The 13,298-nt window shown below is 59.3% G+C and carries 13 protein-coding genes and 1 tRNA gene; 5 read left to right on the top strand and 9 right to left on the bottom strand.

Annotated features, from left to right (window positions below; genetic code table 11):
• Positions 1 to 14: 14 nt before the first annotated feature.
• The 3 genes from pgmG to GOB87_RS01380 form a co-directional block, all read right to left on the bottom strand.
• Positions 15 to 1,424 (bottom strand): phosphoglucomutase/phosphomannomutase PgmG, encoded by a 1,410-nt coding sequence (gene pgmG / locus GOB87_RS01390; protein WP_166312757.1) that lies wholly within the window; start codon positions 1,422 to 1,424, stop codon positions 15 to 17.
• A complete protein-coding gene (galU, locus tag GOB87_RS01385; RefSeq protein ID WP_166312756.1) occupies positions 1,424 to 2,302 on the bottom strand; it encodes a UTP--glucose-1-phosphate uridylyltransferase GalU in 879 nt (292 codons plus the stop codon). Before galU ends, pgmG begins: the two co-directional genes overlap by 1 nt.
• A gap of 252 nt (positions 2,303 to 2,554) precedes the next feature.
• Positions 2,555 to 2,640 (bottom strand) — tRNA-Leu (locus GOB87_RS01380).
• A gap of 75 nt (positions 2,641 to 2,715) precedes the next feature.
• Here GOB87_RS01380 and lipB point away from each other — a divergent pair.
• Entirely contained in the window at positions 2,716 to 3,435 is a 720-nt protein-coding gene (gene lipB / locus GOB87_RS01375; RefSeq protein WP_166312755.1) for a lipoyl(octanoyl) transferase LipB, read from the top strand.
• A 9-nt stretch (positions 3,436 to 3,444) separates the two neighbouring features.
• On the opposite strand, the gene GOB87_RS01370 is transcribed toward lipB, so the two are convergent.
• Both GOB87_RS01370 and GOB87_RS01365 read right to left on the bottom strand, forming a co-directional pair.
• A complete protein-coding gene (locus GOB87_RS01370; protein WP_166312754.1) occupies positions 3,445 to 4,713 on the bottom strand; it encodes an MFS transporter in 1,269 nt (422 codons plus the stop codon).
• Positions 4,714 to 4,759: 46 nt separating this feature from the next.
• Positions 4,760 to 5,452, bottom strand: a complete 693-nt coding sequence (locus GOB87_RS01365) for a PRC-barrel domain-containing protein (RefSeq protein WP_166312753.1) — start codon at positions 5,450 to 5,452, stop codon at positions 4,760 to 4,762.
• Between the two features lie 153 nt (positions 5,453 to 5,605).
• Here GOB87_RS01365 and GOB87_RS01360 point away from each other — a divergent pair, with 153 nt between their 5' ends.
• Both GOB87_RS01360 and GOB87_RS01355 read left to right on the top strand, forming a co-directional pair.
• Positions 5,606 to 6,322: a response regulator gene (locus GOB87_RS01360; protein ID WP_166312752.1), complete on the top strand. Its 717-nt coding sequence runs from the start codon at positions 5,606 to 5,608 to the stop codon at positions 6,320 to 6,322.
• 87 nt (positions 6,323 to 6,409) lie between these two features.
• Positions 6,410 to 8,068, top strand: coding sequence for an ATP-binding protein (locus GOB87_RS01355; RefSeq protein ID WP_242006091.1), 1,659 nt, complete (start codon positions 6,410 to 6,412; stop codon positions 8,066 to 8,068).
• 3 nt (positions 8,069 to 8,071) lie between these two features.
• Here GOB87_RS01355 and dnaQ read toward each other — a convergent pair whose 3' ends face one another.
• From dnaQ to GOB87_RS01335, 4 genes are read right to left on the bottom strand one after another with little or no spacing between them, the layout of a single operon-like run.
• Positions 8,072 to 8,767, bottom strand: a complete 696-nt coding sequence (gene dnaQ, locus GOB87_RS01350; RefSeq protein WP_166312751.1) for a DNA polymerase III subunit epsilon — start codon at positions 8,765 to 8,767, stop codon at positions 8,072 to 8,074.
• Positions 8,764 to 9,363 (bottom strand): dephospho-CoA kinase, encoded by a 600-nt coding sequence (coaE, locus tag GOB87_RS01345; protein WP_166312750.1) that lies wholly within the window; start codon positions 9,361 to 9,363, stop codon positions 8,764 to 8,766. Before coaE ends, dnaQ begins: the two co-directional genes overlap by 4 nt.
• A gap of 5 nt (positions 9,364 to 9,368) precedes the next feature.
• Entirely contained in the window at positions 9,369 to 10,268 is a 900-nt protein-coding gene (locus tag GOB87_RS01340; protein WP_166312749.1) for a shikimate dehydrogenase, read from the bottom strand.
• Positions 10,265 to 11,071: an N-formylglutamate amidohydrolase gene (locus GOB87_RS01335; RefSeq protein WP_194303167.1), complete on the bottom strand. Its 807-nt coding sequence runs from the start codon at positions 11,069 to 11,071 to the stop codon at positions 10,265 to 10,267. The genes GOB87_RS01340 and GOB87_RS01335 overlap by 4 nt, the downstream gene beginning before the upstream one ends.
• Positions 11,072 to 11,466: 395 nt before the next feature.
• Here GOB87_RS01335 and GOB87_RS01330 point away from each other — a divergent pair, with 395 nt between their 5' ends.
• Together GOB87_RS01330 and GOB87_RS01325 are read left to right on the top strand one after the other, a co-directional pair.
• A complete protein-coding gene (locus tag GOB87_RS01330; RefSeq protein WP_166312747.1) occupies positions 11,467 to 11,799 on the top strand; it encodes a hypothetical protein in 333 nt (110 codons plus the stop codon).
• Between the two features lie 4 nt (positions 11,800 to 11,803).
• Complete coding sequence (locus GOB87_RS01325) at positions 11,804 to 13,258, top strand: Hint domain-containing protein (protein ID WP_166312746.1); 1,455 nt, start codon at positions 11,804 to 11,806, stop codon at positions 13,256 to 13,258.
• Positions 13,259 to 13,298 lie beyond the last annotated feature (40 nt).

The raw sequence follows: 13,298 nt of genomic DNA, 5'->3' as shown, positions 1-13,298 counted from the left end.
TGGGAAAGCAGACCTCAATGGCCGGCGTTCTCACCTGAGAAGTCGGGCTTTTCCAGACCGGACAGTTCAAGCTGCCGTGCAAGCGCTGCCTTGAGATTGTCCAGCCCCTGCTCGCTCTTGCCCTCGCAGCGTGCAACGAGCACGGCCTGCGTGTTGGACGCACGAAGCAGCCACCAGCCATCCGGCGTGTTCACACGAACACCGTCGATCTCGGACACATCCGCGCCATCCTTGCGCAGGCGTTCCGCCACTTCCTCGATCACCTTGAACTTGCGCACGTCGTCGCAGTCAAAGCGGATCTCTGGCGTGGTGACGGTCTGCGGCAGGCTCTCGCGGAACGCCGACAGCGGCTCCTTCATGCGGGCAACGATGCCCAGCACACGGATGGCAGCGTAGATCGCGTCATCGAAACCATACCATTTGTCGGCAAAGAAGATGTGCCCCGACATCTCGCCAGCCAGCGGTGACTTTGTCTCAGCCATTTTCGTCTTGATGAGCGAATGCCCCGTGCGCCACATCAGCGGCTCGCCACCGGCTTTCTTCACTTCGTCGAAGAGAACCTGAGACGCCTTCACATCCGCGATGATCGTGCCGCCCGGATGGTTCTTCAGCACGTCACGCGCCAGCAGGACAAGGATCTGGTCACCCCAAAGGATGCCCCCCTTGTCGTCCACCACGCCCACGCGATCCGCGTCACCGTCGAAGGCGATGCCAAGATCGGCCTTCTGCGCCTTCACAGCCTCGATAAGCTGCTCAAGGTTCTTGGCCACGGTCGGGTCGGGATGATGGGCCGGGAACGTGCCATCCACCTCACCATTGAGGAGCGTGTGCTCGCCCGGCAGTTTGGCAAGCAGCGCGGGCAGAACATCGCCTGCAGCACTGTTGCCGCTGTCCCAGACAACCTTCAGTTTGCGATCACCGCCATCATAATCCTGAAGCAGACGCGCCACATACTCAGGCTTGATGTCGATGGTCTTCACCGTGCCCTTGGTCTCGGGCACGACGTCGCCCTTGTGGGACAGATGACCGAGATGACGGATCTGCTCGCCGAAAAACGGCTTGCCGGCCATCATCATCTTGAAGCCGTTGTAATTGGCCGGATTGTGACTGCCGGTGACCATGATCGCGCCGTCCGCCTTGAGCGTGACGGAAGCGAAATAGAGCATCGGCGTGGGACCGCGGCCGATGCGCGTCACATCCGCGCCAGAAGCCACCGCGCCGTTGACCAGCGCTTCTTCCAGCGACGGCGAGGAAACGCGGCCATCATAGCCGATCACCACGGTCTTGCCGCCGTTGCGGATCACCATGCTGGCGAAGGTACGTCCGATCGCGAACGCATCCTCAACACTCAGCGTCTTACCCACGATTCCGCGAATATCATACTCGCGGAGGCTCGTGGCTTCGAACGTATGCCGAAAGCTCATCAGAGTGACGCCGTATAGTTTTTCAGGAAGCCTTTGACGTCGTTTGCCAGATCGGGGCGCTCCAGCGCGAACGCGATCTGTGCCTCAAGGAAGCCGATCTTGTTGCCGCAATCGAAGCGCTTGCCCTCATAACGCAGGCCGTGGAACGGCGTCTTGCCGATCGTCTTGGCCATGGCGTCGGTAAGCTGCACTTCACCGCCCGCACCTTTCTCAAGAAGAGCAAGGAACGGCATGATTTCGGGCGTCAGGATGTAACGGCCGATGATGGACAGGTTGGACGGCGCATCTTCCGGCTTGGGCTTTTCGACCAGCCCTTCGATCTCCACCAGCTTGCCGTCATCCTTGCCCGGCTTGAGAATGCCGTACTGATTGGTGCGCTCACGAGGAACCTCTTCCACGGCCACAACGCTGCCGCCGGTCGCGTAATACGCATCGGCAAGCTGCTTGAGGCACGGCACACCGGACTGCACGATGTCGTCAGGCAACAGGATGGCGAACGGATCGTCACCGATGAAGCTGCGGGCGCACCAGATGGCGTGACCAAGCCCGAGCGGCTCCTGCTGACGGACGGCAACAAGCGAACCGGCTTCGATGCTGCTGGGTTCCAGCGCCTTGAGAGCTTCGACCTTGTTGCGCTCGCGCAGGGTGTACTCAAGCTCGAACGCGACATCGAAATAATCAATGAGGGAATCCTTGCCGCGACCGGTGATCAGGCAGATCTCCTTGATGCCGGCCGCGCGGGCTTCATCGACCGCGTACTGGATCAGCGGCCGGTCAACGACGGGCAGCATTTCCTTGGGCATGGCTTTGGTGGCCGGAAGAAAGCGGGTTCCAAGTCCGGCAACGGGGAGAACGGCTTTACGCAAAGGTTTTGTCACGAAGCGGCACCTTCTATGCTCATGTGCAGACACCAAGCATTACGCGCCGCACACTCCGAAGGATGCGCGGCGCGTAATGCTGCTGTAGCGCGACTGTAGATCGCACAGGCCGCATCGTTCTAGTGGTTAAGATTGTTAAAAACGTGACAAATGCGAGGAGATCGCAATTCCTGCGATCCAGCCCTGCCCGGAGGGCAGAACTCTTTGATCCAAATCAACTCACATTATGGGTATCCGGATGTCCGGAAACTTTGGTGCGGCCGAGAAGACTCGAACTTCCACAGGGTTTCCCCCACAAGCACCTCAAGCTTGCGCGTCTACCATTCCGCCACGGCCGCCCGTGACAACCGGCATCGTTTGAGTGATACCGGCTGAAGTTGGAGGGCGTATAACCGATGCTTGAGGATGCCGCAATGTCCGAATCTGCGATTCGGGTGAAAGATTCATCTCCCCCGCACTCCTGTGGAACCGTTCCCGGCGGCGAGCATGATATCCTGTGGGAGCGCTCGGATGAACTTGTCCCCTACCCGCTGGCATTGGCGCGTATGGAAGAGACGGCACGCGCCATTCGTGCGGACGGCGCACAGGAACGGATCTGGCTGCTCGAACACCCTTCGGTCTTCACGGCGGGCACGTCTGCAAAAGAAGCCGACCTGTTCAATCCGCGAGGGTATCCTACCTATCCTGCCGGTCGTGGAGGGCAATGGACCTATCATGGTCCCGGCCAGCGGGTGGCCTATCCCATGCTCGATCTCACCCGACAGCATGGCCCTCTGCCGCCCCGCGATCTGCGGGCCTATGTCGGGTTTCTGGAAAGTTGGGTGATCGCCACTCTTGCCCGGTGCGGTGTGACGGGGGAACGCCGGGAAGGCCGTGTGGGCGTGTGGGTGGTAGACGCGGCGACCGGCGCGGAATCCAAGATTGCCGCCCTCGGTGTGCGCGTGACCCGCTGGGTGAGCTGGCACGGCATTTCCATCAACGTGGACCCGGACCTGTCCGCGTTCGAAGGCATCGTTCCCTGCGGCATCCGTGAACACGGCGTGACAAGTCTACGCAATCTGGGACTGGATATAACGATCGCGCAGTTGGACACCATCCTGCGTGAGGAATGGTGTCGTCTCATTACGGGCTGAACGACGGTCTCATGTTTTCACATCGGGCCGTTTGCTGGAATCAGGGCCCGTCTCCTTCATCATGAAGGCGACCACCAGAACACATACGAAACCGCAAACCGCCAGCAGTCCGAAGGCTTCCGGCAGCGAATGATCGGCCACGGAACCCGCCAGCGTAGTGCTGAAACTCGCCCCCAGCCCCATCGCCAGTCCCAGCATCCCCATACAGAGATTGAAGTGCCCGGTCTGGCGGGTCAGATCCGCTGTCACCAGCGGCAGCATGACCCCAAATGCCGCTGAACTGACGCCATCGAGCATCTGTACGGCCACGATCGGTATGGGATCGGAGACGTAACCGAGAAGCGCGCCTCGCAAGGGAAGCGTAAGAAAAGCGCCGAGCATCACCGGACGACGTCCGATTCTCTCGGCCCATCGGCCAAAAAACGGAGACAGCAAAGCACCGAGAAGCTGCGGCCCTAAAATACAGGCTGCAATAACGATTTCCGCCGACCGACCGGCTTCTTTCGTGATCTGTCCGGCAGCAAGCGGCAGCATGGCGGCATTGGAGAGATGAAAGAACACGATACATAGAGCAAACGAAAACAGTCCCCGCTCCCGTAGCAACGCTAAAACCGAACGCACCCGTGCGCGCTCGGGTCGCTCACCCTCCGCAAGACCTGCTGCACTTTCGTCTAATGGCGTGCCCGCCGGCTCAATCATCCGCAGAGCAAGCAGTCCCGGCACAGCCATGAGCGCACCCAGAACAAAGGTTGCCCGAGCGGACACCAGATAACCTGCGGCTCCCATCAGTCCGGCCGACAGAGCGTTGCCGATCGCGGCCAGACTGGCGTTGCGCCCGAAGCGTACTCCCAGCGCCCCTCCTGCCCCCACAGGATCACGCGCGAGACGTGCTGCCACGACACCCAGCGTCAGGGCGCTGATAGCGGGATTGAGGGTGCAGCTTGCCAGACCATGCAGGATTTCGGCCAAGGCAACAGGCAGGCGCTGCGGCATGATGGCCATGAGAAGACAGGATAGGATGATCGCGATGATCGAAACTTCCGCCACTCGCCGCTTGTTGACCAATGCGTCCACCAGCGCTCCCGCTGGCACCTGACTGACCATGGCCGTAACCGAACCGATACTCAGCGCAATGCCGATCTCGCCCTGAGTCCAATGCTCCTCGGTCAGATAGACGGAAATGAAAGGTCCGAAAGCCGCCTGAAGATTGGCCACAAAGAAACTGACACCATCCAGCCCCAGTCCGCTATTGTGTGGCAGTCCTTTCAGCACGGTCATTCTCCGCCTTATCTCTCCTGCAAACGCGTGAAAAAGCTTTGTGAAGTCATGGAGAGGGCCGATCACTTTGCTGAGAAGCGCCCGAAGGCGTGATTTCCTTCGCGGGATATGCTGACGCTGGCGCAACCCGTGGCCCTGTCAGGACAGAAACATCCTGAGCATCCGGGTCATATTGAGGAGCGGAACGGATCGCCTGATCGGGAACATACAGAGTGATTGTGCGATTCTTGCCGCTATCGCGATTAATCGTCAGAAGGACGCTCGATACGGCAACACGGCGGCTGCCAACGCCAAGAAACCCGCCGATATCGAGCACTACGGCCCGCATTTCCCCATCCGATCCGATCAGAACATTCACGACATGACCGAGGACGTGACCGTCTGCGCCCAGAACCTCCCGGTCAATCAACCCGTCAAGCCGTTCGTGACCGATCTCTCCCTCAATGGAAGACGCATCTTTCTGTGTGGGAGCGATGGGTCCGACAGGCAACGTGATACGCAGGTCGGGGTTATCGCCGCTCGTCCCGTCTGGCGTCGGAGATGGAGACACCGCTTCGCGGGACGTATCTGTTGGAACGGGATTGAAAAGGGGAAAGCCGGGCGGATCGGCAGATGTGCCCGTGCCCTGCGAAGAAGGTGCAATGTCCTGAGCAAATGCACATCCGCATGACGCGATGATCCAGCCCGTCAGGAAAGACGAGATGAACCATCCATGAAAACGCGCATTGGCTGAACGCATTTTTACTTCCCGCTTCGGTATTCAGGCTATCATCATGATCCAGCTTTTCGCATCCTCAAAGGCTCATCGGGCTATGTCGCATTTTCGTGCTCAAGTGCAACGGAGTGCAACATGGCCTGCACAGGCCCCTTCATCTGTCCTATAAGGTCTGACATGGACCCAATACCGCATATTCTGGTCATTGATGACGACCGGGAAATTCGCGATCTGCTTTCGTGCTTTCTTGAGCGCAACCAGATGCGTGTCACCAGTGCTCGCGACGGGCGGGAAGCCCGCAAACTGTGGGCGCAGGGGCATTATCATCTGGTCGTGGTGGATCTGATGCTGCCGGGTGAAACCGGGCTGGACATCGCGCGCTGGCTGCGCTCGCAGGCCAATGTCCCGATTATCATGCTCACCGCTATGGGAGATGAGACAGACCGCATCATCGGTCTGGAGCTCGGAGCGGATGACTACGTCTCCAAGCCTTTCAATCCACGCGAACTTCTGGCCCGCATACGTGCCGTCATGCGCCGCGCCGACAGTTCATCCGACGCTGGATCGGGTGATGTGCGCGAAATCGTATTTTCAGGCTGGACGCTGGAACTCGCCCGTCGGCGGCTTCTTAATCCCCAAGGGACAGAAGTGGCGCTGACAGGTGGTGAATACGATCTGCTGCTGGCTCTCCTGGAGCGTGCCAACCGTGTGTTGACCCGTGACATGCTGCTTGACCTCCTCCGGGGGCGTCAGGCTGGGCCGTTTGACCGCGCCATTGACGTTGCTGTCAGCCGCCTGCGGCGAAAGCTTGAGGATGATGGCCGTAACGCCCAGCTCATCAAGACTGTTCGCGGAGGTGGATACGTGCTGGCTGCCGATGTCGAGCGGCGCTGAAAGCGGTTCTCTCGGAGCTATTTTCATTCCTGAAAACTCCTGAGACTCTGGATGCTTCGCAGCACATCGACCAGATTCGCACGCTTCATGCCGCGCACACTGGCGGCACGGATGAGCCTTCTTCTGATCGTCGGCTTCGCCGTTCTTGAAGTGCTCGGACTGACCATCGAGACTCTCGACCGCATGAGCTTCGATGAACGGCTTGCCGCGCATCGCGCGACGGTTCGTGCCATGATGATCTATCGGAGTGTGGCGGAAAACCCACCCTCCGAACGGACCGATGAAGTCGAACATCTTTCGCTTCCCGATGATTTCACGGTTCATCTGGCATCGAAACCCGATGAAGACCTGACAGTTGAGGTTCCTCGGCACCTTGTAAGAACCATGCTCTTTCTGCCGCCCGCAGGACCGGGTGGCGGGCCGGGCGGAGGTGGCGGCCCCGAGGGCGGGGGTGGACCCGGCGGAGGTGGTGGGCCGGGTGGCTTCGATGGAATGCCACCATTTGCTGAAAGAGAAGGACATTTTCCATTCCCTCCAAGGGACAATGGAGGGCCGCGACCGGAAGACGATCATCTCGGTATGCCTCTCATCCCGCCTTTCTCAGCCCCCGAATGTCACGATCCCGCCGATATCCCCCCTTTTCTTCGGAACCAGCACCCATCCGCCGAAGCCTGTTCCGCGATGCCTCCGCCGGATATTTTCGGCTTTCCTTCCGGTCCCTCACAGTTCCGTTTCCGGCGGATGGGGCCGCCATGGTTCCCCCGGAAGGTGATGATGCTGCCCGAAGGCTCAGGACGTGGACGCGGCATTGCGTTGCAACTTCCAGACGAAGATCGCTGGCTCGTCATCCGGTACTGGCTGCCCGTTCCCAATCCTTTTGACTCGCCCACTTTTCCCATAGCCCTTGGCCTCATGACAGCCGGCGGCGGGTTTCTGATCGTATGGGGCGTGAGACGCCTGCTCGTTCCCGTGCGTACTCTGGCTGCAGCGGCCGAAAACTTCGTGCCCGATGATACCGCGCCACCGCTCTCTGAGGACGGCCCCGTGGAAGTTGCCCGCGCTGCGGCGGCTTTCAATACGATGGCGCGACGCATTCGGCGTTTTGTTGCCGAACGCACACAAATTCTCTCGGCCATCGGCCACGATCTGCGTACGCCCATAACGCGCCTGAAACTGCGCACGGAATTCATCGACGACGATGTCATGCGCGGAAAATTCCTCAACGATCTCAATGAACTTTCGGCCATGGTGGAGTCCACTCTGGCGTTTGGACGAGACAGTTCATCCCGTGAGGCAATCTCTGCCCTCGATCTGACAGCGCTCCTTCAGACAGTCGTGGACGATGTGGCCGAAAGTCATCCCGATCACACAGACAACATCGAACTTGTGGGAAATCCACCGCAAATCGTTATTCGCGGACGTCCCCTCAGTCTGAAACGCGCTTTCACCAATCTGGTCAACAATGCGGTTCTCTATGGTGGTGAAGCACGGGTAACGGTCGCCCCCCCTGAAGACGGACGCGTCATTGTGACGATTGAAGATGATGGTCCCGGTCTGGATGAGGCCGATCTGGAACGAATGTTCGAGCCGTTCGTCCGGGGTGAGGAAAGCCGTAATCGTGAAACGGGAGGCACAGGTTTGGGACTGGCCATCGTCCGAACCATCATCCGTGGTCTGGGGGGAAATGTCGTACTCCGCAACCGCTCTCCGCAGGGGCTGGCCGCTATTGTCACACTTGTGGCGTGAGGATCAGTCCGCGGCAGTCGGCTCATCCCTGAGCCACATCGGGTCCGGCATGGCTTCCACAAATAGTCGATGTGCCGCGAGAGTTTTTTCATCGGGACGGATCAAAACGGGCGTACGCCCCATCGGGCCGCTATAGCGAACGGCGGGAGAATCGCCCTCTTCCACGCCCAGTCCAAGACCGTGCTGACGGCCGCCCATGAGTTCGAGATAGACCTCGGCCAGCAGCTTGCAGTCGAGCAACGCGTTATGGGTCGTACGTTCGGAGAGATCGATCCCATACCGGCGACACAAGGCGTCGAGGCTGTTGGGCATGCCCGGAAATCGTTCCCGCGCAAGTTCCAGCGTGTCCACTTTCCGCGCCGGATCGAGAGGCGCTTTTCCAACACGTGCCAGTTCGGCGTTGATGAAGCCGAAATCGAAGGTCGCGTTGTGGGCAATCAGATCGTCTTCACCGATGAAATCGAGAAACCCCTGTGCCACCTCGACGAATTTCGGCTTTCCTTCGAGATCCGCAAGTGTGAACCCATGAACGCGTGAGGCTTCCTCAGGAATGTCACGTTCAGGGTCGATCAGAACATGAAAAGTCTTTCCCGTTGGAAGATCTCCCATCATTTCGAGAGCCGCAATCTCGATGATCCGGTCGCCGCCCGTAGCTTCCAGTCCTGTGGTTTCGGTATCGAACAGCACCGCACGTTTCATGACCGCAACTCCCGGATCAATGCTTTCACTTGTTTGCGCGTGTCGGCAAACGAAAGCCCTGTACGGATGACCACATCCGCACGCCGACGTTTCTCCCGATCGGACATCTGCCGGGCAATCAGACGCTGGGTTTCCACAGCGTTCAGACTACGCCGACGGGCTATCCGTTTTATCTGTGTGCGACGCGGCGCCGACACAACGACCACCTTATCGCAGCGTTTATCTCCTCCTGTCTCGAACAGAAGGGGCACATCCAGCACGACCCAATCACATCCACGACGTCGGCAACGCTTGAGGAAACGGTCGCGTGCCGCAAACACGAGAGGATGAACGATCTTTTCCAGTTCCCGCATCAAAGCCGGGTCCGCCACAACGGCCTTCCTCAATGCCCCACGATCCAACGTGCTCTGCCCTCCAGAGAGATGCAGCGCATCGGGCACCAGCTTTCCTATCGATTCAACCGCAGCCCCGCCCGGACCTTGAAGACGATGCACGGTTGCGTCGGAATCAAACACCGGCAAACCGGCCTCACGGAACATCCGCGCGACCGTGCTTTTGCCCATGCCCATTCCACCTGTCAGTCCCAGAATCTTCATAAGACTCAGCGATGCAAAGCGGCCAGCACGTGCCTGACTGTCGCCTCATCCACTTCGACATCCGCCCCGAACCACGCACGAAAGCCCGGTCGCGCCTGATGCAGCAACATGCCAAGGCCGCCCACAGTCCTGAGACCATGCGCCGCAGCGCTTCGCAGTAGCGGCGTCTCACGTGGGACATAGACTATGTCCGACACGACAAGATCGGAACCGGCGCGTGACAAATCTGGCTTCCACGCAGGATTGGGGCCGCCCTCCATGCCGAGGGAGGTCGTGTTTACAAGGAGCGAGATGCCTCCAAGCTCTTCCTCCCAACTGTCCCACGAGCAAACGGTCACGTCAGCGCCCGACTGCCCGGCATGTTTTGTCCACGCAGCGGTGATGCTCGCGGCAAGCTCCGCTGCCCGCGCGGCTGTTCGATTTGCAAGGCGAACCGCAATCCCCTGCTCCAGAAGACTGACCGCGATGGACCGCGCGGCCCCGCCCGCCCCGAGAAGGAGCGCGGGCCCCCGCGCTGCCAGAGCTGGAGGCGCAACACCTTCGACTTGCAAGCTTGCGATATAACCGAACCCGTCGGTGGACGCCCCATGGATCGTTCCGTCCTCACGAAACACGAGCGTGTTCACAGAACCTGCGATGCGGGCCATGGGATCGACCTCATCCGCAATGGCAAAAGCAGCTTCCTTGTGAGGGATAGTGACATTCGCGCCACGAAACCCAGCTGCCTGTAAGCCCCGAATGGCTGTCTCGAACGCTTCCGGAGCCACACAAAGTGGCACGTAAGCACCATCGATCCCGTGCCGCGCCAGCCAATAATTGTGCAGAACGGGCGAAAGCGAGTGGCTGACCGGCTGACCGATCACACCCGCCAATCGTGCTTTTCCGGTGATACACGGGCCGCTCATTGGCTGGTTTCCTCATCGGGGTGACGTCCATAACGCGCATGATAATGCGCCACAGCCTGAGGCAGCAGGCGGGCAAGCCGGTCGCCCCATTCTTCCTGCCCTTCCCAACCGGGGATCAGATCCTGACGGATCTCAATCTCCACATGGGGGATCTTTCGCCGCTCACCATGAACCGGAATGGTGTAGTCGCTGGTATCCGTCAGCTCATACGGCTCGTTGTCGCCAACGGTGAAGCCCTCCTCACGCAGCAGTTCCATTAGCAGATGACCGAATTGCGGATCGTGATTGTGAAGAATACCGCAATGCCATGGCCGCTTTATTCCACGCATAATGGGCGTGAAGCTGTGCAGCGCTATCAGAAACGTCTCGCGCCCATCTGCTTCGCGACGGTCGAGTTCCTGCCCGATCCGGACATGATACGGCTCGAAAATCGCGCAGGTACGGGCAGCCGCGTCTTGCGCTGAAATATCCGCATTCGCAGGAACGGGCGTGCCATCGCTAGCGGTGACGATGGCCGTCGGGTGCCCGGGCGCGCGGTTACAGTCGATGACAAGGCGGGAATACGCCTGCTCGATCAGTAAAGCTCCGGTTTTCTCCGCCAACCGACGCCCCACGCCATCGATGCCGATATCCCAGCCGATATGTCGAGCCCGCTCCTCGGCCGACACACCAAGATCCCCCAAAGCCTGTGGAATGGTCCGCCCAGCATGATCGCTCACCAGCAAAAAAGGAGACGTTGGGTCCGTGCCGCCCACTACGTTTACAGCTTCAGGGTCAACCCCTGCCGCAAGCAGCGGTGGCATCTCTGAATATGCGACAGACGGCATGGGCGCTCCCTCTCCTGCAACCTGAACTTATCCTGCGAAGTCTCATGGACGACGCCGGGCTGCAAGGGCAACTGTCCGTTCGAGCCATGTCACAGAAGGCGGTTATCCGGTATAAAATAGTCTTTTTGTTTGGAAATCAGTTCAGTGAATGAGACGGACACATTCATCTCGGATTCTGTCCAATATTTATATTTTCGACAGAATTATGACCGGTGAGAAATCTGTATTTTACATTTAATTAACGACCAATCGATATGACGCCTTAAAAAATTTATGTTAAGATTATGTTTACGAAATTGGCTCCGCACGCGTTTCGCAAAGCGCTAAGTGGCGGTGGCCAAGTCAATAATTTATTGAGACAGGCAACCAAAATGGCCACTTACATCTGGTCTGGCGACGGACAAAGCGGACGTTTCGATGATCCGGCAAACTGGAGCGTAGGCGGGTCCGCAGCCTCCACCGCGCCCACATCGACCGATGACGTTGTCATTCCCAAGGGCGCCACGGTTGCTCTTGCCTATGCCGATGGATCGGGCACGGCATCCCTGAACTATGCCTCTCTCACGGTGCAGGCGGGAGCGAATCTCGACCTTCCGTATTGGGGTAATGTGACCATCAATACGCCTGTCGTCGACAACGGCCAGATTGCCGCAGGAACGGCTCATGTGACGTTCAGTCAGGACGTGACCGGCAAAGGCACCTAGTGCCGTGACAGGCGGTGGCACAACGACCTTTGCGTCCTCCGTGTCACTGGGGACACTTACGGCAACAGGCAGTGGCAAGATCGTTGGCGACAAGGACGTCACCGCTAGTGTCGCCAGTATCCAGGGAAATGGCTCTCTCGCCGTGAACGGCTCGCTGAATGTGGCCGACAGCCTGTCTCTTTCCAGTGGCAACGTGAACGTGAACGGAATGACCTCGCTCGGCACGGCCTATCCGACAGGCTCTTCGGAGGTCTCCTTTACACTGGGTGAGGGCGGCGGCACGCTTTCTACATTGGGAGGACTCAGCGTCAATGGCGTTCCAGCATCTTCCGCAGATACTGTCGCAACGATGAACGGTGTCCACCGCCCGGGGGACTGGTTTCATTCCGGCGCACCCGGTACCGGCCAGAATCTCAACGTCACCCTGTGCTTCCTGACCGGGACGCTGATCGAAACACCGACCGGACCGCAGGCTGTGGAAACCATCCGTAGTGGCGACAGCGTAATGACGCTGGTTGCGGACGAGATGGTGGCGCGCGAAGTAGTATGGGCCGGTCATGCCCACACCGTCGTGCGTGAAGGTCTTCCCGACGATGAAGCGGGGTATCCCGTGCGCGTTCTCAAGAATGCGATTTCCGACGGTATGCCATCCCGCGATCTGCTCGTGACCCCAGAGCACGCCCTTTTCCTGAACGGCAAGCTCGTCCCCGTACGGATGCTGGTGAACGGCTCCTCCATTTTTTACGACCGCACGATCACCTCCTACGATTACTTCCACATCGAAACGGCTGAACACGCCATTCTCGTGGCGGAAGGTGCGTTCACGGAAAGCTATCTGGATACAGGCAATCGCGCAGCTTTCCGTGAGCAGGGTGTAGTTGTTCGGCTGCGCGGCTCTTCTTCCGCGTCCATCTTGGCCGCACCTCTGGACACGGATCGGGCCTTTGTAGAACCCATTTTCCGTGCCATTGCCGAGCGTGCCAGCGGGGTCGAAGGTCATCGCGAAGCCTCGTCGGCCGTTGCAACAGTGGCAGAATCTGGTCTTCACCTTGTCATGGACGATGGCGAGATTCTGGAGCCTGTGCGGCGGTTGGCCGATCGTGTCTCCTTCAACCTGCCAAGTGGCACACAGCGCATCCGGCTTGTCTCGCGCGCCAGCCGTCCGAGCGATGTCGTTGGACCGTTTGTCGATGATCGCCGCGAACTTGGCGTGCTCATTGGTGAGGTCGTGGTGACCCAAGGCGGTACGACCCGCGAAGTGTCGGGGCATCTGGTCCGCACGCCGCTTCCGGGCTGGCATGGTGTGGAAAGCAACGGAGCCTGTCGCTGGACGAATGGCAACGCCGTGCTAGTGCTCGAGGCCCCCACGAAAGGCGACGCTGCTTTTCTCGATGTGCAGGTGCTGGCTGGCGGCCCTTATCTGGCTCCGATCGAATCCTCAGTACGTCTCAGCGCGTAACGGTTGCTTCGTTCCTGAATATTGAGGATTTAGAAGCTTC

The sequence above is a fragment of the Acetobacter estunensis genome (assembly GCF_011516945.1).
In the GTDB taxonomy this organism is placed as follows: Bacteria; Pseudomonadota; Alphaproteobacteria; order Acetobacterales; family Acetobacteraceae; genus Acetobacter; species Acetobacter estunensis.
Note: the sequence above shows the minus strand (reverse complement) of the source record. Positions and strands in the feature narration are given on the sequence as shown.